The 26,161-nt window shown below is 61.1% G+C and carries 15 protein-coding genes and 1 riboswitch; of the genes, 11 read left to right on the top strand and 4 right to left on the bottom strand.

Features of this window, described 5'->3' with window-relative positions:
- The first annotated feature begins 81 nt into the window (after nt 1-81).
- The 5 genes from PLU72_06125 to PLU72_06145 all read left to right on the top strand — a co-directional run bounded on the left by PLU72_06125 (nt 82) and on the right by PLU72_06145 (nt 5,693).
- Nucleotides 82-1,464, top strand: a complete 1,383-nt coding sequence (locus PLU72_06125; GenBank protein ID HOT27745.1) for a hotdog domain-containing protein — start codon at nt 82-84, stop codon at nt 1,462-1,464.
- A 72-nt stretch (nt 1,465-1,536) separates the two neighbouring features.
- Nucleotides 1,537-2,022: a tetratricopeptide repeat protein gene (locus PLU72_06130; protein ID HOT27746.1), complete on the top strand. Its 486-nt coding sequence runs from the start codon at nt 1,537-1,539 to the stop codon at nt 2,020-2,022.
- A gap of 9 nt (nt 2,023-2,031) precedes the next feature.
- Entirely contained in the window at nt 2,032-3,717 is a 1,686-nt protein-coding gene (locus PLU72_06135) for a bifunctional UDP-sugar hydrolase/5'-nucleotidase (protein HOT27747.1), read from the top strand.
- Nucleotides 3,718-3,721: 4 nt separating this feature from the next.
- Nucleotides 3,722-4,336, top strand: coding sequence for an RlmE family RNA methyltransferase (locus PLU72_06140; protein ID HOT27748.1), 615 nt, complete (start codon nt 3,722-3,724; stop codon nt 4,334-4,336).
- Nucleotides 4,337-4,604: 268 nt separating this feature from the next.
- Nucleotides 4,605-5,693, top strand: coding sequence for a hypothetical protein (locus PLU72_06145; GenBank protein HOT27749.1), 1,089 nt, complete (start codon nt 4,605-4,607; stop codon nt 5,691-5,693).
- 20 nt (nt 5,694-5,713) lie between these two features.
- On the opposite strand, the gene PLU72_06150 is transcribed toward PLU72_06145, so the two are convergent.
- Nucleotides 5,714-7,000 carry an FHA domain-containing protein gene (locus tag PLU72_06150; protein HOT27750.1) on the bottom strand — a complete coding sequence of 429 codons (1,287 nt, stop codon included), beginning with the start codon at nt 6,998-7,000 and terminating at the stop codon, nt 5,714-5,716.
- 123 nt (nt 7,001-7,123) lie between these two features.
- Nucleotides 7,124-11,638 carry a hypothetical protein gene (locus tag PLU72_06155; protein HOT27751.1) on the bottom strand — a complete coding sequence of 1,505 codons (4,515 nt, stop codon included), beginning with the start codon at nt 11,636-11,638 and terminating at the stop codon, nt 7,124-7,126.
- Between the two features lie 147 nt (nt 11,639-11,785).
- On the opposite strand from PLU72_06155, the gene PLU72_06160 reads away from it, so the two are divergent.
- The 6 genes from PLU72_06160 (at nt 11,786) to PLU72_06185 (ending at nt 23,126) form a co-directional block, all read left to right on the top strand.
- Nucleotides 11,786-16,912, top strand: a complete 5,127-nt coding sequence (locus PLU72_06160) for a protein kinase (protein HOT27752.1) — start codon at nt 11,786-11,788, stop codon at nt 16,910-16,912.
- Nucleotides 16,913-16,934: 22 nt separating this feature from the next.
- Nucleotides 16,935-18,269, top strand: a complete 1,335-nt coding sequence (locus tag PLU72_06165; protein ID HOT27753.1) for a tetratricopeptide repeat protein — start codon at nt 16,935-16,937, stop codon at nt 18,267-18,269.
- Between the two features lie 95 nt (nt 18,270-18,364).
- Nucleotides 18,365-18,503, top strand: a riboswitch (cyclic di-AMP (ydaO/yuaA leader).
- A 43-nt stretch (nt 18,504-18,546) separates the two neighbouring features.
- Nucleotides 18,547-20,271 carry a TrkH family potassium uptake protein gene (locus PLU72_06170; GenBank protein HOT27754.1) on the top strand — a complete coding sequence of 575 codons (1,725 nt, stop codon included), beginning with the start codon at nt 18,547-18,549 and terminating at the stop codon, nt 20,269-20,271.
- Nucleotides 20,272-20,286: 15 nt separating this feature from the next.
- Nucleotides 20,287-20,991, top strand: a complete 705-nt coding sequence (locus PLU72_06175) for a TrkA family potassium uptake protein (protein HOT27755.1) — start codon at nt 20,287-20,289, stop codon at nt 20,989-20,991.
- On the top strand, nt 20,988-22,262 hold the full coding sequence (locus PLU72_06180) for a hypothetical protein (protein HOT27756.1): 1,275 nt from the start codon (nt 20,988-20,990) through the stop codon (nt 22,260-22,262). The genes PLU72_06175 and PLU72_06180 overlap by 4 nt, the downstream gene beginning before the upstream one ends.
- 6 nt (nt 22,263-22,268) lie before the next feature.
- Nucleotides 22,269-23,126 (top strand): alpha/beta fold hydrolase, encoded by an 858-nt coding sequence (locus tag PLU72_06185; GenBank protein HOT27757.1) that lies wholly within the window; start codon nt 22,269-22,271, stop codon nt 23,124-23,126.
- Between the two features lie 26 nt (nt 23,127-23,152).
- Here PLU72_06185 and PLU72_06190 read toward each other — a convergent pair whose 3' ends face one another.
- On the bottom strand, nt 23,153-24,628 hold the full coding sequence (locus PLU72_06190) for a TrkH family potassium uptake protein (protein HOT27758.1): 1,476 nt from the start codon (nt 24,626-24,628) through the stop codon (nt 23,153-23,155).
- A complete protein-coding gene (gene trkA / locus PLU72_06195; GenBank protein ID HOT27759.1) occupies nt 24,625-25,986 on the bottom strand; it encodes a Trk system potassium transporter TrkA in 1,362 nt (453 codons plus the stop codon). Before trkA ends, PLU72_06190 begins: the two co-directional genes overlap by 4 nt.
- Between the last annotated feature and the right edge of the window lie 175 nt (nt 25,987-26,161).

The following is a 26,161-nucleotide window of genomic DNA, read 5'->3' on the forward strand; positions in this document are numbered from 1 at the left end:
AGGAAAATTCGGATATTTTTTCGGCGAGCGCGGTGAATACGATCGTCACCAATCACCCCGGCCTGTGATACAATTCGAGCCATGACACAGGGAACAACGCTCACGCATGTTTTCGGCGCGGCTGTGGCCGTCTGCCGCGTCTGCCGCAACTCCTGCGGATACTGCGCTTTCCGGAACGTCGAATGCGGCCTGGTTTCTCTCGAACAGCTCTCCGCCGAATTCGCCGGGTTCGCCAAGGGAGGCGCCGTGCAGGTTTCTCTCATGTCCGGCGAATCGCCGCATGAGTATCCCTCGATCCAGTTCGCCCTCAAGCGGGAATCCTGCATTTCGTACGCCGAGTATCTCCGGAAAGCGTGCTCGCTTGCCGTGGAGGCGGGACTTCTTCCGGTCGTCGAAGCCGGCGCCCTCGCCCCGTTCGACATCCAGACGGTTTCCGAAGCGGCCGCCTCGATCCGGTTTTCCCTCACCGCCGCGGGCCTGCACGGGAAAGGCGAAGCGCATGCCGAGGCCCGAAGCCGCGGCCCGGATCACGCGAAAGGGCTGATCGAGCAGGCGCACCGGTGGCAGCTTCCCTACCATCTCGATTTTCTGATCGGCATCGGCGAAACCGAAGCCGATCGTCACGAGTTCATCAAGACCATCGGCGCCTTCTGCGGAGCGGATCCGTGGCTGCAAGACGTCCGCCTGGTCCCGTTCCAGCCCGTCCCGGGAACCCCGATGAGCAGCAGGCCGCCTCTCGGGTTCGACCAGACCGCCGCGGCCATGTGCGTTCTTCGCGAGGCGTTTCCCGTTCATTGTCGCGCGATCGCGCCCCACCTCTTCTCGCGGTTTGCCGAGCTCGCCGGGCACGGGCTGAACGATCTCGGACCGCTTCCCTTCCTGAACGGCGATCCGGTCATGCCGGGCTTTCCCGTTCCCGCGTTTGAGACGCTGAAAAACAGGCTGGCCGAGCATAACATTCTGCTCAGCGAGCGGCTCCCCCTGACGACGCCCGCGGCCGAGAACAGGGGTTCCATGTCAGCGGTTCTGGCCACCGTGCGAAACAGGATCGTGAACCGCAACCAGGCGAAAATCAAGCTGATCGACGACAAGCACTGCTTCGTCTGCGGCCCCAGGAACCCTCAAGGGCTCCAGATCACCCTTCAGAAGAACGACCCCGGCACCTGCTCCACGGTCTGGACGTCGGGCCCGGCGCACCAGGGCTACGCCGGGATCGTTCACGGGGGCATTCTCACGACGCTGCTCGACGAAATGATGGGTCACGCGATCATCTCCACCGGCGTACTCGCCGTAACGGCGGAAATGCGTATCAAGTTTCTGCGCCCCGCACCGATCGGCTTCCCGCTGACCGTCGTCGGAAACCGTACGGACGGTCGCGGTCGAGTGCATCTTGCGAAAGGCGTCGTGATGATGGCGGACGGCACGGTTCTGGCCGAGGCCGAAGGACGGTTCGTTGAGTGCTGAAGCAATCTTTCGACCTTTTCTCCGTTTCATGGTAAAAATATCAATCGCAATCCCTGCAAGGAGCGTATCGACATGAAAGCGCACAAGGAAAAACTCAGAGTCATTCTGTACACCTCCCATCACATGGTTCGCGGTGAGGTGCATCTGTATGAGAACAGTCGCCTGTCAGACATTCTCAATGCCGACACGGCGACCAAGGACTTTCTCCCCATCACCAATGCGAAGCTAACCGATCTTCGCACCGGCAGCGTCGTCGAAGTGGCGTTTCTCTCGGTCAACCGGCGCCAGGTTGAGATGGTGCTCGAGGATGACGAGGCGATCGCGGTTTTCAAGGCCCGCGACATGATCTCCAAGCGCCGGTACGCCGATGCCCTCCAATTTGCCCAGCGCGCGGTCAAGGCGGTTCCGCGCGATGCCGAGGCCCAGTATCTGCTCGGCCTCTGTCTCGCGAAAACCGGCGATCCGCGAAGCGCGAAGGCGGCGTTCGAAGCCTGCCTCAAGCTCGATCCGAATCCCGAACTTTCCCAGAACGCCCGGGAAATGCTGAATTCGCTGTGAGCTGACGCCATGCATCGCCACGAGCCCCGGGAGCTTCGTCGTTCCTCCCCGAATCACCCGTTTTCATTCCGCGGATATGCGCTGATCCTGCTTTTGGCAGGATTCCTGACGGCGCCGTTTTCCGCATCCGCCGCTCCTGTCAGGCTCGTCATTCTCCACACCGGCGACATCCACGGCCACATGTCGCCTCAGCCTGACCCGACGACGGCGAGCGAACCCAAGCCTCTCGTCGGCGGGTACGCGGCGCTCGCGACCGTCGTCGACCAGGAACGCCTTGCCGCGCTGAAATCCGGTGGTATAGCATTATATATGGATGGCGGCGATTCGTTCCAGGGCACCCCCGTCGTCGACGAGACCAAGGGAATGTGCATGATCGCCGCGAAGAACCTCCTCAGAACCTTCGCCGTCACGATCGGAAACCACGATTTCGATTACGGGGTCGCGGGGCTCGCTTCAGCGGCGGCGGCGGCTCGATACCCCATGCTCGCCTGCAACGTGTTCGACACGAAAACCGGTCGGCTTCTTCCCTTCCTGAAGCCCTACGTCAGGCTTTCCCTCAAGGGAATCGACGTCGCTTTCATCGGCCTTCTCTCCCCGGACACCGCGCGCATTTCCCTCGCGGAAAACGTCGAAGGGGTCGATTTTCGCGATCCGGTACCGATTCTCTCCGAACTCATTCCGCGACTTCGAAGGCAGGGGGTCGATTTCGTCGTTCTTCTCTCGCATGTAGGACTGGAAGACGACAAGAAGCTCGCAGACGCCGTTCCGGGCATCGACCTCATTCTCGGAAGTCACAGTCACACCCCGATGACCGAGCCCTTCTTCAGTGAGCAACGGCTTGTCCCGATCATCCACAACGCCTTCGACAACCGCGTCGTCGGGAAAGTCACGCTTGACCTGGAGCCGTGGCGAACGGTCATCCAGTATGAGCCGATTTCGATGTATATCGCATCCTATCCTGAAAATTCGGCGATGAAGCGTCTCGTCGCCGGGTATCAGGATGAAATCGATGCAAAGATGAGCGCCTTCGTGGGCACGTCTTCCGTCGACCTGATACGCGGAATCATCGGCGGGGACTCTCCCGAAGGGTCTTTTATATCAGACGCTATACGTCAGATCGCCGGCGCCGATTTCGCCTTCACCAATATCGGCGGAGTGCGCTACCCGGTCTGGAAGGGCCCCGTGACGAAGAATGATCTGTTCCTGCTGCAACCGTTCCTGAACTATGTCGATGTCATCACCATGACCGGCGAGCAGATCGTCGAGTTGATGGAAAAATCACTCTCTGCGGGATTTTCACCGGTTACCGATGCGGACAACCAGTTCGCAATGGAGAATTTCAAACTGCGCGCGAGCGGCATGATACGGGAATTTCAGGGGGAATACGGGTATCTGATTCCTTCGAATCTCAAAGTCACTTTCGATCCACATCGCCCCCCGATGAAACGCATCGTCGAGATCACCGACGACAGCGGCGGAAAGCTCGACCCGAAGCGCCGTTACAAGGTCGCGTTGAACTCGTATATGAGCACGGGCGGCGATGGATACACGTATCTGAAGTCGATGAAACGCACCACCACGGGCATTCTTGTCCGGGACGCCATCGAGCGGTATATCGAATCCTCTGGTGGAATCAGCGTCCTCCCGCCCGTGCGCATGAACAACACGGCGCTCACCGTCGAGCCGATTCAATAATCCAATGGCAAAAGCCTGGTTCAAGGACCGCCTGAACGATCCGTGGCTCCGAAAGGCCCGCCAGGAGCAGTTCCGCTCGCGCGCGGCCTACAAGCTCGAGGAAATCCACCGCAAATACAAACTGCTGAAGCCCGGCATGAAGATTCTCGATCTCGGAGCTGCGCCCGGCAGCTGGACGCAGATGGCCCTTCACTGTCTGAACGGGAAAGGGCTCGTCGTCGCCATCGACCTCCTCCCGATCGACCCGATCGAGGGCGCCATCATTCTCCAGGGCGATATACGTGCCGAAGAGTCGCAAAAGAAGATCGCCGATGCCGCCAAAGGCAAGTTCGACGTCATTCTGAGCGATATGGCGCCAGACACGACCGGCATCCACCATGCCGACACATCGAACTCCGCCGCCCTGGTGACGCTTGCTCTCGATCTCTGCGCCAAGTGGCTCAAGCCCGGCGGCAGCTTCGTGGCCAAGGTATTCGAAGGCTCCGAATACAAGGATCTTCATTCCGAGGCAAAAAAAAAGTTCGAGTTCCTCAAATCCGTCAACCCCGAAGCCTCCCTCACGAGAAGCCGCGAAGTCTACCTCGTCGGAACCGGCTTCAAAGGCAATGCTCCGACGTAATCGGACATCTGGCATGCCGATCGTCGTGAGATCGGCGGGGTCTGCCGCAGAAACGCCGGTCGGAATAATCTTGGCCGGCAGATTTGAGTTTTCCCGCTGACAGCGGTCATACCATTTCCGATCCGTTTTCGACGATTCATCACGAACTGTTGTCCGGCATGATGCAGGCTGTCATTGGCGGCATATCTCCCGTTCCATTTTGGTTCGCAGGGGAATATAATCTTGTATGATCGATACCCGGCAAGCACTTTTGCGCAGGAAACGAGTCTTGAAGAATAGAATTCTAATATATATAGTTTTATTATTTATATTTCCTGGTATGGCGGCATCGCAGAACGCTTGGCCCGTCCGCGGCCCCGTACGGATTGGGGCCCAGTTTCATGATTTTCAGAACTACGGGAAGGTGCCGTATCTGCATGGGGGCCTCGACGTGCGCGCCCCCGCGGGGACGGTCGTCTACACGCCGGTGTCCGGGAGGGTGACGATTTCGAGTTACCGGATCGAGGCGTCACGCGTCCCTCTCAGATTCGCCTACATACGAAGCCCGTTCACCCCGTCGAGCGATCTCTCGTCAAAATATATCGAAGTGAGTATTGTCACAAAAGACGGGACGAACTGGTGTTTCCGGCACCTCGATCCGGGGTCGATTCCCTACCATCTTCTCTCGAAAGCCCAGAGCGGGGCGGACGTCGTCGCCGGCGATTCGATCGGCAATGTCGTCCCTTGGACGGAACCGGTTCTGCCGGTGACGGAAAAATACGACCATATCCACCTGGAAGTGATCGCTTCGGACGGCTCGTATCTCAATCCGGTTCCTCTGCTGGAGCCCGTGCCGGACACCCAGGCTCCGACGATCCACGGCATCTGGGCGGTTCCGAACGAGGAAACCGTAGCCTTCGCCGGCGCCAACGGCAACCTCGAGGTATTCGGCGATATCGATTTCGTCCTGGCCGTCACTGATTCTCTGCCGGGCGGCGGATATCTCTATTCCCCCTATCGTGTGCGGGCGTCGATCCGCAGGCTCGAGGCCCCGGCAGGCATCGTCATCCCTTTTTCCGACGTGTTCAAGTTCGACAGGCTCCCGATCCGGGGCGACAGAACTCAACTTGGCACCGTCATCTACAAGGAGCGTCTGAAAACGCCAATGGGCGTATTAGAATCGAACGGAGCCGGAGGTCCCCGATTCTTCCTCATGAACCTGACGAACGGCAATCCAGCGCTCGGTTACAAACCGGAATACGCGCTTCGCACCTCGGATCTCGCCGACGGCCGCTACGCCCTCGATGTCGAAGCCTCTGACATCGCCGGCAACACCGCATCCGCCACCCTCGGATTCACCGTCAGGAACAGACGCTGAGACGTTCTCCAGCCCGGTTCTCAGATCGCGATCTCGATCGTGAACACCGTGCCGCCGAGGGACAGCTTGTCGCCTGACCGGACTCCGGATACGGCTTTTACGGGAATGCCGTTGATTTCCGTAACGTTCGACGTCGTCTGCGGCACCGCGGCGAACCCGTCCCCATCACGCCTGATAAGGAGATGCCGGCGGCTCACCTCCGCCGCGGTCATCGAAATATTGCACTCTTTCGCACGGCCGATCAGCACCTCCACGCCGCGCCCCTCGAATATCCTTCCGTTCTCATCCGTGAGTTTCACGATGATGGAGGCCGACGCAGGCACCGCTTCGCTCTGCCGCAAAAATCCGCTTCTGGAAATCGTCTTGTCCGAGGAGCCGGCCTTCTCGAGCGGTTGCGGCGCGCCCGGCATGCCAACCGTCGCATCGACAGCCTGGATGTTCCCCGAGACGCCGCTCCGGGCAACCGTCTTTTTCGATGTGTCGAAGGCTTCGGCCGGCTCTTCTTGCCTCACATCGACAACAGGCATCTCGGCGGTTTCGCCGGGTTCTTCCGCCGCCGGCTTCGGTGGTTCATCAGCCCGCTGAACGACCTCAGAAGAACCGGGAGGAGTTTTGGGTCCCCCCGCCGGTATCGCAACCGGTTCCTTCGGAACGTCGTTCGGTTCGGGTTTCGGCACGGAAACCGGCATTTCGAGCGTTCGCTCGGCTCGAGGCCCCTGATTCTGCCGATCGGCGGGCCCGGGAGAAGCCGTCACAACGGGCATCGCCTGCGTCGAATCGGCGGCAGGGGGCACGTCCTGAGGAGGCGTCGCCGATAGATCGGAAAAAAACTGCTCGCGAGCCTTCTGGAGTTCCTCGAAATTCAGAAACAGTGATCGCGTCGACATGAGACCAGGATTCTTCTTCTGGTAACGCCAGACGGCCCATGCGACGATCAGCAGAAGAATGCCGCCGACCAGGACGTGCAGGTGATACTGCTTCTCTTCCGCTTTCGCGACGAACGCAACATGGAGTGTTGCTCCTCCCGTCGCGGCCTGTGCCAGTTTGAAATCCGCAACCGACGCATTCGGGAACGGGAGAAATTTGACCCGATATTTCCCTCCCTTCCCGTTATCCGATGCGATTTCAAGCATCGAGTCGCCCGACAGCTGAACTTCCGGCGTCGGGGCAACGAGCCCCATGAACTGCACCGCCGCGGGATCGAACGTCAACCGCCAGGCGGGGCCGCTTCCGGGGGGGACAGCGACATCGACGACGAAGAGCGCGCCGGGATCCGACTCGTCGGGCCCGGACAAGGTCTGCGCCACGACGCACGGACTCGCCGCCGCAAAACAAATTATAACTAACAGTATATTCAACACTCGCCTTGTCATCGAAGCGTACATCTCCCGGTTCGTCGTTTTTGCGTCAGAGATTCAGCGGGCCGCCTGCTACATTCCAGGCTGCCATCCCGGGAACCATTCGATCAGTTCCTGAACGCTCGCCTTGTGGCTGCGCCTGCCGCCGAATATACTCTTGATGAAGTTCCGCTTTCCGCGTTTTTTTGCCTTGGATTCCAGGGCTTTCGCCATAAGTTCCGGCCGATCCCAGGTGCCGCTGACCGTCAGGTCGAGATACGGCAGACCGGTTGCTTTGTCCTGGAGCACGCGGGTCATGGAGCCCATTTTCCGACCGAGTTTCGTGCGACGGAGGGGCTGCGGGTTGAAGACGATCTTGCCGGCGAGTTGGAGCTTATACGGATCGAAGGCGCTGTCGCTGATCTCGAGGCGCATCTCGGGTCCGGCGAAGAGCGCATCGGCAACACGCACCCGGCCTCGCTCCATCGTGTCGCCCTCACTGCTGACGTAAAGATTCAGCCTGCTCTCGGTGAACTCGGGCTTTTCGAGAAATTCCAGGCCAATATGCGAGACCATTTCGGGATCGAGCGGCATCTGTTCGATGACGAGGCCCTTCAGGCGCAACTGAAACACTGCGTCGCGAGCACCGCCGGCCGTCTGCTCGGCCGTGAACTCGCCGCCCAGAATCCCCTTCAGGCCGAAGCCGCTTCCGCCCGCGATCCCGCCGCCGAGCGTTCCAAAATCGACGCCATCGATGCTTCCGGCGAGCTTGAAATTCGCCGTTTTCCCGGGCATCAGCCTGCCGGAGGCGGACGACAGGCGCACACGCCCCTTCATCACGCCAAGATCGCACTTCGAAGCGACCGCGATTCCCGTGCCGAGATCGTAGTTCAGCGCCACGGCACCGGGGCCGATCGGAACGGTCCAGGATCGCCCCTCGCTCGTGTAGCGGATGTCCACGGATTCTGTCTTCACGTCGACGTCGAATTTCGGCGCATCGAGCGTGCCTCCGAGATTGACCGTGCCGCTGAACGCTCCCTCTTTCGGGAAGGACACCGTCGACAGCTTCAGGCCGGACAGCATGGCCAGCAGGTCGGACGGATATGCCCTCTCGACGACGCCCTCCATCGTCAGTTTCGCGCTCTTCTGGGGATCGACCACCTGGCCTTTCGAAATCGAGATGAGGGAACGGCCGAACGCGGCCTTCACGTTGCGCCACTCGACGACCGGCTCCGGACGTCCCTTCCTTCGCGTCAGGAGAATCGTCGCATCGAGCGCGCTGACCGGCTCGGGAATGCCGGTCCATCTGAAACCGCCTCCCTCGATCCTGACCTCGCCCTCGCCGCCGTACCGATTTCGCCCTCCGCTCAGGTTCAGCTTCCCGCCGATTTTTCCGGTCACGTTCGTCAGTTTTCCGGCGACGCCGGCCGGAAGGAAGCCGCCGTTCAGGATATCCATGAGCCGCGCGGCATCACCTTCTGTCAGAGAGGCCGTCAAATCGTCGATCATCGGCACGAGCCGCTTTCCATCGCGTTCCAGAGACGCCCTTCCGGACAATTCGAGCGCTCCGCCGACGGCCCGGGCCTTCCCGTTCGTGATCGCGCCGGCGAATCTTCCGGGCGCCGTCTGAGCGAACTCCAGATGAGCGGAAATGCCGCTCACGTCTACGGGCAAAATCTTGCCGGCCCCGATCTGCAGCGGGATCCGAAGATCGAGACCGTCGACGTCGGCGGCGGCTTTCGCCGTAAGCGCCTCGAACGTTCCCGACGCGACAAAATCGACGGTAACCGGGCCATCGACGGCAAACGGCAGGTTGAACTTTCCGATCCGGGCGACTTCGCCCATCAGCGTCTGCAGGCGCCTGCTCCCCCCCTTCATTCTGAGATTCCTGATGCGTCGCGAGGAAGGTTCTATCGCCGCCTCGAGGTCGAGGATCGTATCGAACACTCTGGTGTTCCCGTTCAATTTCAGCGTCTGGGCCCTGGCTCCCCTGGGTCGTCCCCAGGTCAGACGGCTGTGCAGGCCGTCCAGAACGAAATCGACGCCTCCGGTCGAGATTTTCGCATTTTTTGTGGAAACGTCGCCTCGATATTCCCCGTCCTCGCCCATGTTCAGCGCCAGGTCGAACGGCATGGCTGCTGAAACGCCGCCGGCTTTCACGTCCAGCCGCGGACAGGAGATCGACCCGGCAAGGGACGGGCGATTGAGCCGGCCATTGCCCTTGAGGTTCAGGGTGAACGCGCCCCCGATCACGATCCCGAGCTTTTTCACCGCCGCATCGACGTCGGGGTGTTCGCGCAAGGCAGTCAGGAGCGGGCCGAAGTCGTCGCCTCTCCATACGATCGCCAGATCGTCGATCTTCGGTTCGGCGAGATTCATCACGGCTCGCGCAGTCCCGGGGAAGCCGAACAGTTTCAGCGTCGCATCGGCCGCGAGTCGCGAGGGCCTGCCCCGCGATCGGTCGAGGGGTTCATCGGTCTCGAGCCTGAGTTCGACGTCGTCGAGCCACCAGGATTTCTTCGCGCGCCGAAGGCGGAACTTCTTTATATGCATAGATATATTCTGGGTGCCCGTCGCCGACGTGAGATGGGCCTCGAGGACCTTGTCGCCCTCGACGTCGAGGGAATCGAACCGTGGAGTTCCCTTCAGGCCGAGACTGTTCCAGAATTTACCGCCAGAGATGACGAACGGCTTCCCTCCGTCGAGCCGTGAAACGACGGCGATTGTATACGAATCGATTTTTTTCCCCCCCGCCTGAACGGCGATGCGCCCGGACGACTCGGTAACGAGCGAGTCAATGCTCGCGGAAACGCTGGCAAGGTCGATCGTCCCTCTCGAGAGCATCAGGACACCACCAAGGCGGAGCCTGTCTTCGGGATGTTCCCGGCTGACGAGGCAGGCACCGCTGAGATCGACGACAGCGCGCCCCTGGTCGATACGCTCGGGGGCGGGCAGTTCGGCCTCGATCCGAAGAGGGCCCACCAGATCGACGCGGGAAAAGTATTCCGACAGTTTTCCGGCAGCGGTCCGGGGAAGCAGCTTGAGAGGGACGATATCCCACAGGCTTCCGCCCTCTCTGATGCCAGCATCGAGCCTCACATCGCCGTAGGCGATCATGCCGCGCTCGCGAAGCCGCTCGAGGCGAATGCCAGCATGGCCAGCGTTCCGACTGACACGCGCCTGGAGGGTGGTCCGCATCTCGCTCTCGGATTTCCATCGTCCCTCGATCGTCATCCGCTCTCCGCCGAGATCCGAAGCAAAGCTGGCGACGGCGTTTCCGGGGGGGGTAAAGTCGATGCCGCCGACGTGCGATGTCGGCATGCTCGCGATGAAGCCGTCGCAGCGCGTGATGAGCGCCTGACGGTTTTGAAGACGCGCATTGACGTTCAACCGCTCGAGGGGAACAATCCCTGGAAGCAGGAGATCGAAGCTCGCGACGCCGATTTCAATGCAGGACTCGACGAGCGGCGCGCCTTCCGTCGACGACGCCATCATCGTCACCGCGCCGCCGATCTTCGCCCCTTCCGGCAGGAGGGCTTGAAGCGGGGACAGGTCACCGAAATCGAGGACGCCGGAAAGACCCCGCACGCGCTCAATGAAAGTTTCCCCAGCCTTCGCGACGATGAATCGCACATTCATCCGCTCTTTCTTTCTCCGATCGAACAAACTTACGAAGCGCCCCCGCTCTCCGATGTTTCTGATCAGGAGATCGACTCCCTGCTTCAGGACATCCATGGATGCGGTGACATCGCCGGAGGCGCGCGTGCGGCTGACCTGCATCGTCAGCCAGGCGGGGTCATCGGCGGTCGACAGCCGAAGCACGTGGGAAATGAAGTCGGGATGGGGATATTTTCGCAGCAGGAGATTCACGCCCGCGATCTGGAGATTCCCGGGCGGTATCCGCAGAAGCTTCACCAGCGTCTGGTCCGGGAACAGGTCGCGCGGCTTGGGGATCAGGAGGCTGACGTTTTTCAGCTCGATATGTTGAAGATACCTGTCGGCAATCTGCTCCGTGAGATCCTCTTCACTCGCCGTTTCTGATCCGGTTGCCGTACCGGGCTCCGGCGGAAGGGCGGCCGCAGTCGCCACGACCGGCGGTTCTTTCTGGGGGCGGGGAGCTGAAAAGTCCCAGTTGGCCCTCCCCTCGCCGTCACGGGCAAGGACGATGGACGGATCTGTCACGATGAGCCTCTCGAGAACGATGCGCCCGAGGAAGACATCCCAAAGCGAGTACCGGAGAGTGATCCGCGGGATCGTGAGGAGCAGGCCCCCGGCTTTGACATGAGGATTCTGAACGACGAGATCCTGGATCTCGATGCCAGAAATGAGGTCGCCGGAAATTCTCCTGACGGTGAACGGCGCCTTGTCCCGGGCGAGCTCCATCAGGCCCTGTTTGACATGCCCCTCGATCACGTTGCTGTTGAGGCGGAAGAAGTTGAAGATGAAAATGCCGGCCAGCGTCGCCAGCACGAAAGCGCAGAACATCAGGAGCCGTCGCAGGATAACGCGGCGACGTCTGACCTGAATATGCCCGGCCAACCGCTCGGCGCGCCGGCGTTCGAGCTCTTGCGCGATGTCGTCAAGTTGCGTTCGTTTCGGGTCTTCCATGGAGGGAATCCGTGGTTCGTCCTCTCGGGGCTGCAATCATCTGCCGACCACAAGCCCGCTTCTCCACGTTAGCACAAACGCCCCGTTTTTTCCCCGTCTTCTCTCCGGGCTTGACTCGGCCCTCTTCTGTCGGTACATTACCTACGCATGATCAAGCCCGACCAGATAATCGGAAGACACTACAGAATCATCGCTCAACTGGGCGTCGGCGGCATGGGGCAGGTGTACAAGGCCCTAGACGTCAATCTCGGTCGGGAAGTCGCCATCAAGTTTCTTCTCGAGGCTGACTCGAACGAGGAGATTCGCCAGCGGTTCATCAACGAAGGCCGCGTTCTCGCTACGATCAACCACCGCGCCGTCATCTCGGTATACGCCTCGGATATTGACGAAGGCCTGAACGTACCCTTCCTGGTCATGGAGTTCGTCGACGGAAAGCCGATCGACCGGTTTCGCGACCAGTATCTCGAGAACCAGACGCTCCTGTTCGAACATTTCGTCGAGCTTCTCGACGGCATATCCGCCTGCCATCAGAAGGGTATTATACATAGAGATATAAAACCAGCAAATATCCTTGCGAACCGCGAAGGTCAGCTGAAGATCCTCGACTTCGGCATCGCCAAGACGGCGAAAAAGCAGACCAAGACGGGGGTCGCACTCGGCACGCCGCACTACATGGCACCCGAACAGTGTCTCGGAAAGGCCGACGTCACCCACAAGGTCGATATCTACGCCATCGGCGTCATGCTCTGGGAATTCCTCACCGGCAAGCTTCCTTTCGACGCGGGTGATTCAGCCGCTGACCCGGCCCTCGCCATCGCGCTGATGCACCTGAACGAGCCTCCGCCCCTAGAAGTCTTCACGTCGAATCCCGCCATCAGCAGGTTCGCCGATCTTCTGGGCCGCATGCTTGCAAAAAAGCCGGATGACCGGCCCGAAGTGAGCGAGGTCATGGAGACGCTCCGCAAGGAGCTCGTCTGCACGATTCCGTCCGCTGCAACCGGGCCGATCCCCGCCGTCTCTTCCGCCGTCTCCGGCCGGAGAGGCGCGATCAGGCTCATCGGTGATATTTACCAGATCCAGCGCGAACTGGGAAGCGGGGGCATGGGAACGGTTTATCTCGCCCTCGACACGTCCCTGAACCGCCAGGTCGCAATCAAGCTCATGAACGAGTCGAACGCCCGGGACACCGCCCTGGTCGAACGGTTCATTCGCGAAGGTCAGTTGCTCGCCACGGTCGGCCATCCGAATATCATGAACATCTACGCGTCGGCGATCGACCCCGAATCGGGCCGGCCGTTCCTCGTGATGGAGTATATCGACGGCGTTTCTCTTGCATCGCTGAAGCGCAACCTTCTCAAGGACCGCCGGAACGTTCCCGCCCTCATGCTCCAGTTGTTCGAGGGAATCGCGGCCTGCCACGCCCACGGCATCATCCACCGCGATCTGAAGCCGTCGAACATCATGGTTACGCGATCCGGCATACTGAAAGTGCTCGATTTCGGCATCGCCAAGACCTCGTCGAATATCACGCAAATGGGCATCACGATGGGAACGCCCGAATACATGTCTCCCGAGCAATGCATGGGCGTCAGGGACCTCACGCCTGCATCCGACGTCTACACGATGGGCGTCATTTTCTGGGAACTCATCTACGGCGACACGCCCTTCAAACCCGACACCGCCGAGAACCCCGAGTTGTCGATCGCGATGAAGCACGTTCATGCGACTCTGCCGGCCGGCGTGCTGATTCCCGACGAGTCGTTTGCCCCCCTTCTCCCCCTCGTCAGGAAGATGCTCGACAAATCCCCCGCCGCACGGCCACGGCTCGACGAACTCATCCAGGCGCTCGATGCTTATGTCGAGGCGCATCTCAGCACGGGCCAGGCCCTGCCGGCGACGCGACGGAAATCCCGCAGCATGCGCGCAAGCGGCCTGCAGGAGCTCCTTTCGGGTGAGGCGGAGGCGTCGGCCGGCCCCTTCCTGAAACGCCGGTCCACCTGGCTTGGCGCCGGCGCGATCGCCGTCGCAGCCGCCCTCACCTACGCATTTTTCCTCGGCAAGCCCGACAACACAAAACTGCTGACCCTGCTCAAAGCCCAGCTCGAACAGCAACTCACCGCGGGCCAACTCCAGGAGGCAGTTCGAACTCTCGCCGATCTCGAGTCCGAACCCGGGGGCTCCGAAGCCGCCGCCCCCTTCCGGGGAAGATTGGCCGAACTGCTCTCCGCGAAAGCCCGGTCAAGCGCCTCGGCTGGCGATGCTTCACCCGCTCTGAGCCTCTACGATCTCGCTCGGCAGATCGACCCCGGAAATGCGACCGCGACCAGCGGTTTCGAAAGCGTCAAGGCGTCGATCGACGCATTGATCGCGGCCGAAGCGAACCGCGCGCGGCTCCTGAATCGGTCGCGGGAACTGTTGCCTCTCATCCTCCCGGGATCGGGAACGGAGGAACTGGCGGGAATCATCGGCGGGCTTCGTCAGGTGGGGCTGGCAACCGAAGCGGCATCGATCGAGTCCGTTTGGATCGACACGTTCCTCGCCTCGGGCGATGCCGCCCTGGCAAGCGATCCGACCAGGGCCCTGGAGTATTTCGACGAGATACGGAAGCGGTTCTCCGAAACGAAAGGCATCGACGACCGGATCGCCGCGGCCCGCAGGCGGCAGGAGGAGGAACAGGCGCGTCTTCGCAAGTCCCGTGAAACGGCCGATCTGATCGCCCAACTCGACGATGCGTCCAGGTCATTCACCCCCGAATCAGATCCCGCGGCCTTCATTGCGCTCTGCGACACGCTCGCGCAGATGGGCGAACGCGCAACCGCCGACACATACCGCCGCACGGCCGCGGCCCGGTTGTTCGAAACCGCGGAAACCCTCCTCGCCTCCGGGAAGAAAACCGAGGCCGTCCAGGCGATGAAACGCGCTTCGGACATTTTTTCCGGCCTTCCCGGCCTCGGCGACCGCCTCAAGCAGACGGAGGATCTCATTGCGGCCGAGCGCGCAGCAGCCGAGCGGGCCGCGGCTCTCGGAAAACGTCTCTCCGATATATCGACAGAGATACAATCGCTCCGGCCTCCGGCTCCGGTCGATGAACTTCTGTCGAAGATCGGCGAAGTCGAAACGGCGTTCGCCGCAGCTTCCGCAGCCGCCGATCTCAGACGCGCAATTTTCGACAGGTATCTTTCCGCCGCTCGAAGCGTCCGGGACACCGACCCCGGTACAGCGATGGCCGTTCTTGCGGAATGCGGGAAAATCGGGCTGAGCGCCGATCTCGTCGCCTCCGAAACGAGGTTCGCCAAACAGCTCATCGCCGCCCGCGACGCCGCGGATGCGGAACGCAAGCGCGCCGCCGAACTCGAAAGACAGGTCGGCATCCTGGCTGCCGAGATCCGGTCGGTCGCCCCTCCTGCCCCCGTCGCCCCCCTGATGATGCGGATCGGTGATGTGGAAACGGCGTTTGCCGCTGCCTCCGCCGCCGCGGAGCTGCGACAGGCCCTCTTCGACCGGTATCTGACTGCGGCAAGAAGCCGGAAAGACACCGATCCCGAGTCCGCCCTGGCGATCCTGGCGGAGTGCAGGAACATCGGTATCCAGCCCGATACCGTCGCGTCCGAAGCGTCGGCGCTTTCGCAGACGGTCGCGACACGCGCGGCCCAGGCGGCGAAGCAGAAGCGCGTCTCGGATTTGTCAGCCGAACTTTCGAAGCTCGTGCAGGCCCCTTTCGCAAAGGGAGGAACGGCAATCCGAGCCCTTCTCGATGAACTGTCGGCACTTGGGGAAACCGAAAAAGCCGCAACGTTCCGTTCTGAAGCCCTCGAAACCGTCAGAACGCAGGCCGGCAAGGTCCGGACCGACGAGGACGCCCAGGAGATCCGGCGCGCCATGAAAGGGCTGATCGAGACCGGCAGTCCCGAAGAACTGGCTATATCTTCCGCTATAGAGACTTCCTTGAAGGCATGGCGGGACAAGCGGACGAAGGAAATCGAGACGGCCCTCGGGAAGGCGAAACCGGCCGAGAACACGAAACAGGTGGTCGAACTTCTTCGGGAACTGGCAGCGTTCGACGACCCTGAGCGTGTGAAATCCGCGGCCCAGGCTCTCAAGAAAAAATATCTCGAAGCGGCTTCCCGCCTGAAACAGCCTGCCCAGGCAAAAAAACTCCTCTCCGCAGCCGCCGACATCCCCCAGCTCAAGGGCGACCCCGATCTCCGGTCGGCCATCACGGCCGCCGACGAAGCCATCGCCGAAGAGGCCAGGCTCGCGCATGCCGCCGAACTCGCCAGCCAGGCGGCCAAACCGCCCGTCGTCGTCAAACCGCCGCCGGTCGAGATCGCTCCCCCCGTTGCGACGGTCGCGATACAACCTCCCGTTCAACCCCCACCGGTCGTCACTCCGCCGCCGGCGCCTGCCGAGCCGGTCGTCGGCCCCGGCGGATTCAAGACACTCGCGGAAGCCGTTGCAGCCGCAGAACCCGGTCAGAAGATCCGCGTCAAGCCTGGCACATACAAAGGATCCTGCATCGTCGACAAGAACGTCACGATCCTGGGCGAAGGCAATCGCGCGTCCGTCGTTCTCGAGTCCGGCTCAGGCCCGGTTCTCACGTTGTCCGGCAACGCCACCGTCTCCGGCCTCACGATCGGGTTTACCGGCTCTTCGCAGACGGATGCGGTCAAAATCACGGGCGGATCACCCACGGTGAAGAATTGCACCGTCACCAGCACTGCCGCCGCTGCAGCGCCCTCCTGGTCGGCGTGCATCGCCGTCGATGGCGGCTCGCCGACGATCGTCGGGAACGTGACGAACGGCAGCAGGGGGATGGGCATCCTCGCCCGCGGAGGCCGGCCGCACATCTCGGGCAACACCTGTTCCGGCTGCGCGATTTACGGCGCCTGGTTCACCGACGGGGCCGGCGGAACCTTCGAAAACAACACGGTCACGCGGTCGGGCAAATCCGGCGTCGGCATCAAGAGCGGAGCATCCCCCGCCGTCCGGAACAATATAATATCGAACAATACAGAAAACGGCATCTTCGTATATCAAGGCGGGGCCGGCACCATTCAGGGGAACACCCTTTCCGACAACGGCTGGTCAGGCGTCCAGGTCGGCATGGCGGGAAAAGCCGAGCTCATCGCCGACAACCGTATCAGCGGCAATCGCAGGCACGGCATCCATGTAACGGGCAATGGCAGCACGGCAGTGATCGGAAGCAACACCCTTTCAGGCAACGGGAAAGACGGCGAAAAAGCCGATGAAGGCGGGCAGATCTCCCGCCGGTAAGATACGTTCGAGGAGGATTTTCATGTCACCCACATCGTCGAGAGGTCGGTTCCTCACATGCGTCATCCTGGCATTCCTGCTGGGCTTCACCGTCCTATCTGTGTCACATGCCGCAGGAGATGCCGGAAAGAGCGCCACCCTTGCAACCGTGACGCGCATGCTCGGGTTCGAGCCCCATCCCTCGACCATCGACGTGCCCGGCCCGCTCATGCTCCAGGGCAAGCCGTTCACCGCCGCGATCGAACTGCTCGAAACGTGGGATGCCGATCGGGCCGTTCCTGTCATCCGAAAGCTCGGATTCAAGCTCAAGCTGTTCTCGAACGGCAGCGAGGCGGAGGTTGTCGAACTTCCGGCTCAGCCGATCGAGGCGAAGAGCCTCAAAAAAGGCACCGTATTCGCCTCCGGGACCGGCAAGGCCGTCGGCCTGAAGGTCACGACCCTCGAATCGACCGGAAAAGGCAAGAACATTTCCGCCATCACCCTCGATTTCGCCGTCACCTCGACCGGCGAGGAATCGCAACAGGCCTCCGCACCTTCCGCTTTGCCGGCAACGGATGCCGCAGCCGTCCCGATCGAGACACCGGTTCCCACGGGCGATGACGCGACCGTCGTCCGCATGGCCAGAACCTTCGTCGCCCGCGCCGATGCCATGCCCGCAGCCGCCGTCTCCGGAAAGGCGCTGCTGTATCGCAAAGCTCTTTCCACGCTTCCGACCGAGTTGGACTCGACGGATGTCGCCCTTCTGAGGGCCGAAATCAACGGGAAACTCGAAGCCCTTCGGCCCGCCGGGGCCCCGGCGACAGCCCCCTCTCTTTCTGCGGCAACAGAGACCGACGCGACGGTTTCGGCGCCGAGCCTGTCCTCTCCGATCACCCGGGAGCGGCATGAACCGTCCGCCGAGGCGAAGAGCCTGTTCGAGCAGGCGCAGAAAGCCTTCGACCGACAGGAGGAGCCGGCGGCCCGCGATTTTCTGCGACGGGCGACCGAGAAAGACCCCGCCTACTTCGAAGCCTGGCTGCTGCTCGGCAAAAACGCCGTCGGCAACTCGAAATACGCCCGCGCGAAGGAGGCCCTCGAAAAGGCGCTTTCCCTGCGGCCGGACGATGCTGAGGCTGGCGCCCTGCACTTCAAGGCCTGCTACTATCTCGGCGAAGGGGAAACGGGCATCGAAAAACTCTTCGGCATGGTCGGCCGAAAACCCGACCTCCTCGCCCCCCGCATGGCCCTCGCCGATGCCTATTACCAGATGGGCGATCTTCCCCTCTGCGAAGAGCAGTGCCTCGCCATTCTCGACCGTTTCCCCGGCAACGATCGAGCCCGCGATCTGCTCGCCAAAGCGCGCGCGCGAATGAAATAGGCTCCCATATCATCTGTTTCCGCATGTTTCAGGCGCGGAGGATTCATCCGCGCCTGAAACGGGAACGGCTTGACAGGGAATATCCGCGGGTGTATACACGTCTCATGCTGAGTCCCGGCAATAGCCGGGAGCGGGGGACCCAATTCATCCGGGGTGAATCTCCTGACCGACAGGAGTAGGCGACCTCCCAACGCCGAACCCGACAGCTAACCTCGCAAGCAGATGGAAGGAGCAGTGCGGTTCGCCCGGTCTTCCGCCGGGCGGCCCGCGAGTGTTTATGCTTGAGGTGCATCACCCCTCGCCGGCGACGGAAACCCGTCTCGACGAGTATTTCAGGGCCGCGCGAAGGACGATGAACGCCTTCGCCGTTCTCGGCCTCCTGTTTCTCGCCCTAGACCCAAGCTTCGGCCGAGCCACGTGGTATGCCGCTCTGAAAGCGTTCCTGGTTCTGCCGATCGACGCCCTTTTCGTCCTTCATCTCGGACTGGGTTATCTCCGATCGAAGTCGAGCCTCGCATTCATCAGGGATTTTCCCCTCGACATCATCTTCTTCCTTCCCCTATTCACCCTGACATTCGGCGGAGTCCACCCGTCCCATATCATCGCCGTGCGCCAGTTCGTGCATTATTTCAATCGCTATCTCGAACGCAGCATGCTCCAGAATCTGGCTCAGAATATCTCCGAACGCCCCGCGCGACTCATCGCGATGAGTTTTGCAGGAGTCATCCTGATCGGGACTTTTCTTCTGATTCTTCCCGTTTCCGTTTCGCCCGGATCCAAACCGTCGTTCCTGACGGCCTTGTTCACGGCGACGTCGGCCGTGTGCGTGACCGGCCTGAATGTCATCGACCCTTCGCACTACTTCACCCTGTTCGGCCAGATCGTGATCGTCTTCCTCATCCAGATCGGCGGTCTCGGCATCATGACCATGTCTGCCGGCGTCTCGCTTCTCATCGGCAAGCGGTTCGGAATGAGCCAGCGGTCGCTCATGCAGAACGTTCTCGACCAATCGGATCTCGCCGGTCTTCGAAATATACTGATTGACATATTGAGACTGACATTCATCGCCGAAGCCATGGGAGCGTTGATCCTGGGAGCCCGTTTTTACGTCGCAACCGACTGCTCGTTCAGGCGCGCGGCCTATCTCGGGGTCTTTCACGCGATATCGGCGTTCTGCAACGCTGGCTTTTCCCTGTTTTCCGACAGCCTCTGCGGCTTCGCCTGGGATCCGATCATCTGCTTCACCGTGATGGGGCTCATCGTTTCGGGCGGCCTCGGATTCGCCGTTCTCGGGGTCATCAACGGCTGGATTCTCGGAAGCCGGCGGGGCCCGGCCGACGTCCATACGCGCCTCGTCGTCCTGACGACTCTCGTCCTCATCCTCGTCGGCGCCGTTTTCATCTACGTTCTCGAGTTCAACGGTCCAGCCATGCTGCATCTGAACGGGCCCGAGAAACTGATGGCCGCCCTCTTCCAAAGCGTCACCACGAGAACCGCCGGTTTCAACACGATCGATATCGCCCAGATGCGATCATCGAGCCTGTTCCTGATGATACTCTTCATGTTCATCGGCGCCTCCCCTTCGTCCACGGGCGGCGGCATCAAGACGACGACGCTCGCCGTCATGCTGCTCGCCCTCGACGCCCATATGCAGGGGAAGAACGAGGTGACGGCCTACGAGCGCGTGATTCCTGGCGACGTCGTGCTCAGGTCGTTCCTGATCACCGCGATCTCCGCGACCCTGGTTGCCTCGTACACGTTCCTGCTGACCCTGACGGAAAACCAGGACCTGATTCGGCTCATGTTCGAAACGGCTTCGGCCTTCGGAACGGTCGGCCTGTCGGCAAACCTGACGCCAGACCTTTCCCCGCTCGGGCAGTTCCTCATCATATCCCTGATGTTCATCGGCCGCATCGGCCCGCTGACGCTCGCGCTCTCCGTGAGAGCCCCCGTCAAGCGTGGCGACGTGCGGTATCCAACGACCCGCGTTCTGGTCGGATAGCTCCCGGAGGATCACATGCAGTATGCCGTCTTAGGACTCGGACGATTCGGTTCGAAGCTTGCCACGTCGCTGTTCTCTCGGGGAGGCGAAGTGCTCGCCATCGACAGCGACCCAGACGCCGTCGAGCGGATCAAGGACCACGTCTCCCACGTCGCGATCGCCGACGTCACGGACGAGCTGTCCCTGCGCAGCCTCGGCCTGCCGGACATGGACGTGGCCGTGGTCGCCATCGGCGAAATGATCGAGACGAGCATTCTGGCGACGGCGCTCCTGAAGCGGCTCGGTGTGCGCCGTATCCTTTCGCGCGCCGTCAACAAGTCCCAGGCTCAGATTCTCACCGAGGTCGGCGCAACCGAGGTCTTCTCTCTCGAAGATCAGATGGGCGACCAGATTGCCAGCCGGCTCATCGCGCCGCACATTCTCGAAAGCATCACCCTCAGTTCCGGACACTCGCTCGTCGAAATCCTTCCGTTGAAGTCGTTCATCGGAAAAACCCTGAAAGACCTGAATCTCCGCGCGAAAGCCGGCATCAACGTGATCGCGATCAAGCGCAAGGTGCCTTCGATCAACGAACGGGGGGAAAACACCATCAAGGTGGTCCTCAACGATCTTCCCTCGCCGGATGAAAAAATCACCGACGACGACATCCTGGTCGTCGTCGGACAGGACGAACGCATCTCGGCCCTTTCGCGTTCGTTCGAAGAGGAGGAGCAGGTATGATCCGCATGTCCATGGCGTCTCGATTCAGGCTGGGCGCCGGATTTTCAATAGCAATCGTTATATTTCTTGGTCTTTTTTCGATATACCACTTGCACTATCTGAACGAGGAGATCCAGACGCAGCTGACCGACGACTTCGCCCTGATCCGATTCGCCGAGGCCGCGGGCTCGCTGTGCAACGACGTTCAGTTCCGTATCACGACGGCGTTTCAGGCGTCTTCGCCGCATCGCCTCGGCGAGATTGCCGCCACGCTGGAAAAGGCGCGGCGGCATCTCGAAACGGGTTTTCTCATGTCCCCGGCCCGGCAGGCGAGCGCGGCAACGCTTCTCGCCGACCTCGACGAGTACGCCGGAAAAATTCTGGAAACGTCTTCGCGCACGGTGTCTCCCCTTCCCGATTCGATCGTCGTCCTTCACACCCTGCACCAGCGGTTCCTGGAAAAACTCAACACGTTCGTTTCGGCAAATCTCGACGTCCTGACCTCGAGACAAAGCAATCTCGCCGCCATCAGCAAATCGTTCCAGACACGTATGGGGGTCATTGCCATTCTGACCGTCACCCTCGCGGTCTTCATGTCCGTCTTTTTCTCCCAGCAGATATCCCTGCCCATTCGACGCCTGCGCGACATCATCCATACGATCCGCGACGGGAATTACGGGATCATCGTCGGTGCACGCAGTGCCGGAGACGACGTCAGCCAGGTTTTCACGTCCCTCTCACACATGGCAGAGCACATCGCGATCCGCGACCGGCTCAAACTCGAAAAAATCGATCTCGAAAAGCGCCGGTTCGCGATGCTTGCGAACTATATCGGGCATCCCCTGCTCCTGATCAATGCCGAGAACAAGATCGCCTATGCCAACAACGAGTTTCTGGGTATGTTCAAACTCGCCTGGGACGACGTGTATGAAGTCGATCTCTCCGTTGCCCCTCTTCACCCCCAATTGAAGGAGAAGATCCATCACGCCCTGTCCCGCCGTGAATGGCCCAACAACGTGCCGCTCCGTTTGTCATGCGAAACGTATTCCTACCGTACACGACTAACGCTGCTTCCCGTGAAAACGTCGAACAACGAAATGGCGTCCGTGATCTGCCTGCTCAAAAAACGTCGACACGCTTCGGAGAAAGCGAATCTGAAGCTTCGCCACAAACACGAAACCCCTCTTCCGGCGCCCACAGAAGAGGGAACTCAGGCGACCGGAGAGGCTTCCCCCGCCCCGTCCGATGTGACGCCCCAGGTTCCCGATCCGACCTCGCAGGAGAAAAAGTGACCGGTCATGCAATCGACGCTTCTCTTCCTCATGAAACTTCTTCTGTTCGTCTTCATCGCCAGCTCCCTCCTTCAGAATTATCTCATCTTCTTTCCGGTCAGGTTGATCGCCCCACCGGGTCTGCCGAAGATCCCCGGAAGAACGTTCGTCCACGTATCGTTTTCAGCCGACGACGGGACGGTCCTCACGGGCGTCTGGATGGGAACGTCATCGCCCGCCTCGGAACTGAACGCCGGTCCCGCTTCCCGCCCGGTTCTCCTCTTTTCACACGGCAACGCGGGGCACCTGGGTTACCGTCTGGCGCGACTCGAAGCTTTCGCGAACCTGCCGGTCGACGTGTTCCTCTATGATTATCGGGGCTTCGGCCGGAGCGACGGCCGACCGAGCGTTTCCGGCGTCAAGAAAGACGCCCAGGCAGCCTTGGCATACCTGCTGAACGAGCGAAAGATTCCTATCGAACGAGTGATTCTGTACGGCGAATCGATCGGCGGAGGAGTCGCGACATGGCTTGCGGGCGATCACCTCGCCGACATCGGCGGCGTCGTCGTGGAGTCCGGCTTCCGCTCGCTGAAATTCCGTGCCGCCAGCCGGTTCCCGATCATCGGCCCGCTCGTTCTATCGGACGATCTTCCCAGCGAGACGATCCTCGCGAAATACACTGGCCCCCTGCTCGTGATTCACTCGCGCGACGACCGTATCATCCCGTTCGAAGACGGCAAGACTCTTTTCGACGTCTGCCCATCGAAAAAGAAACGCCTGTGCGAACTTACGGGAGCCGGTCACAACGACCCCGTGTGGGCAAGGCAGGATTACATGACCGTCTGGCGTGACTTCCTGGCAGAGACGTTTCCGGAAGCACGCTGATCGCACGGCACCTCCCGGTCAGGAGGTCAGGACGTTCTCGACGGCAGCGCGTTCCGCCAGAGGCGGCTATCGAACAGGACGAGCAGGGTGATGACCTCCAGCCGACCCGCCCACATGAGGAAAAAATAGATCGCCTTGGTCGCCGTCGTCAGGCCGGCGAACGAGCCCATCGGGCCGATCGCCCCGAATCCGGGCCCGATGTTTCCGAGGGTGACGATGGCGCCGAAAAATCCGATGTTGAGATCGTTTTCGAAGATGGAAGCAAGGACTCCCCCGATCAGGAACAGGGTGAAATAGGTCGCGATAAAGCCGATGATCGGCTGGAACTCCGCCTCCGAAAAGACCCTGCGGCCGAGCCGGATCGGCACCACGGCCTTGAGATGGATGGCACGGGTGAACTGCCGCAGAAGGAAACGCCCCAGGAAGAGAGCGCGGATGACCTTGATTCCGCCGCCCGCCGACCCGGAACAGCCGCCGACGAGCATGAGGAAGACCAGCACGACTTTCGACCGGTCAGCCCAGAGGCTGAAGTCGGCTGAGGCGAACCCGGTCGTGGTCATGATGCTGAGGTTCTGGAAGAGAGCGGTCCGGAGGGAAACCAGCGACCATTCCCCGACGGCGGGGTCGAAGCCGAGAAAGACAAACAGGACGAGCGTCGTTGCCGCCGTGATCGCCACGTATCCGCGGAGTTCGACGTCCTCCCAGAGGGCTCGGACATTTCCGCGCAGCGCGCGCACCTGCAGGGTGAAGTTGGCGCCCGCGAGAAACATGAACACGATGATGATCCACTCGGCCGGCGGGCTTTTGTATCCCATGATGCTCTGCGCATGGGGAGAAAAGCCGCCTGCGGCGAGCGTCGCCATCGAGTTGCAGAAGGCATCGTTGGCGGGCATCCCATAATATATCAAAAGAATTGTTTCGAGGAGGGTCAGAAACACGTACCACCCCCAGAGGTGCCTGGCGGTGTCCCGAACGCGAGGGGTGAGCTTTTCCTTCGATGCAGCCGAGGTTTCGGCGAAAAACAACTGGCGGCCGGCAACCGAAAAATGCGGCAGGACGGCCACGAACAGGACCAGAATTCCCATGCCGCCGACCCAGTGGGTGAATCCGCGGAAGAAAAACAGCGACTGGCTGAAGCCGGAAAAATCGGTGAAAATCGTGGCCCCCGTCGTCGTGAAGCCGCTCATCGACTCGAAGAGGCTGTCGATCAGGGACAGGCGGCAGCACAGGTAGGGAATGGCGCCGCAGACGGCGACGGCGAACCATCCCAGTCCCACCACGGCCATGCCCTCGAGACGATCCAGATCGTCGAAACTCCGGCTGGAAACCAGCCTGCCGCACCGGTCGCCGGCCCACCACGACAGGGCGGAGGTGAGGGTGAAGTGGGCCACCGACGCCCATTCCCGGTAGATCAGAGCCATCCCCAGGGGGAGAATCATCAGAATGCCGAACGCCCGGACGATGAGCCCGATCATGGCGAAGACAAGGCGCCAGCGGATCATGCGGTCGCGGTTTTCGCGGCAGATGCCGGCGCATCGCTCAGCAACTGCCGCAATTCGTTGTCGTGTCCGGCTTTACAGAAGGCCCTCAGAAAGTCTCCGGCCTTGACCTCGTCGTCGCCGTGCGGAACGACGACATGTGCGCCACGTCTGATGGCGCCGATAATGACGCCCTCCGGCAGTTTCATGTCCTTGAGGAGGCAAGTCGTGAACCCGGGGGGCACCTGGATTTCGAGAACCTCGGCCTTTCCGCCCTCGATCACGTTGAGGACGTTCATCCCCTGGCTGTTGATCATCAGCACGATGATGCGGATCGCGGCCAGTCGCGACGTGAGGGCGACATCCACCCCGACCCGCTCGAACAGAGGTTGGTTCCGCGGGCTGGCGACGCGGGTGATGATCTTACGGGCCTTGAGTTGCCTTGCCATGAGGGAGAGCAGGAGATTGCGCTCGTCCCCGGTCGCCAGGGAAATCAGGCAGTCGCACTCATGCAACTGCTGTGTTGCAAGAAAATCGAGATCCGTCGCATCGGCGTTCAACACCATGGTCTTGGAAAGGCGGGCTGCGAGATTTTGAGCCCGTTCGGGAGAAACTTCGATCAGCCGAACTTCGACATTGTCCATGTCTTCCAGGTTTTCCGCAAGAAGCGTCCCGACGTTTCCTCCTCCGACGATGATCACTTCCTGTTTACCCCGGCGGGGCGGGTCGTATCGGTTGACAAGCTGGCGCATGCCGTTCTCGGTTCCGAAGAAAACCACTTTATCCCAGGCGGCCAGTTGTGTTGCCCCGCTCGGGATAAAGACTTCATGTTCACGAACGAGAGCGACCATCAGGGTGCCTTTCGGGAGATCGAGCTCGCGAAGAGGTTTTCCCACGTCTGGATGGTTGTCGCCGAGCTTGAACTCGATCAACTTCAGCATATCCTTCTCGACAACTTCGACGTCTACGGCACCGGGGACGGTGATGATGCGCGCGATGTCTTCGGCGAGAAGTTTCTCGGGCCAGAGAATGCAATCGATGGTGAGGTTGGCGCCCAGGCCGCCCTTGAAGGTCTCGAAATAATGTTCTTTGTTCACGAAACAGACCGTGCGGGCTTTCCCGAGCTGTTTCGCCGCAAGGCAGCTGATGATGTTGACCTCGTCGGAATGGGCGCACCCGATGAAGAAGTCGGCTTTCGCCACCTCGGCCTGCTGCAGGATATCGAGGTTGGTGGCGACTCCCCGGACGACCTGGACGTCCAGTTCCTGGAACCGCTCGCACAGCAGGGGATCAGGCTCGATCACGAACAGGTCGTGCTGCGCGGAAAGCTCGCGGGTGAGGAGAAAACTGATTTCCCCGCCGCCGGAAAGGACGATTCTCATTGCCGGTGACTCCTCGGGCGCCTCATGCCAGCGCGTTCTGCCGACTGCAACCGCACGCCCGTATCGAACTTCGGGGGGGCATTATACCCTATCCGGTGGCCGGAGAGAACAACAATAATCAAGCCCGCCACCACCCTGGGCGCATCGCGATGCGCCCCCACACACCGTTTCACCG

The organism is Candidatus Ozemobacteraceae bacterium, from assembly GCA_035373905.1.
Taxonomy (GTDB): Bacteria; Muiribacteriota; Ozemobacteria; order Ozemobacterales; family Ozemobacteraceae; genus MWAR01.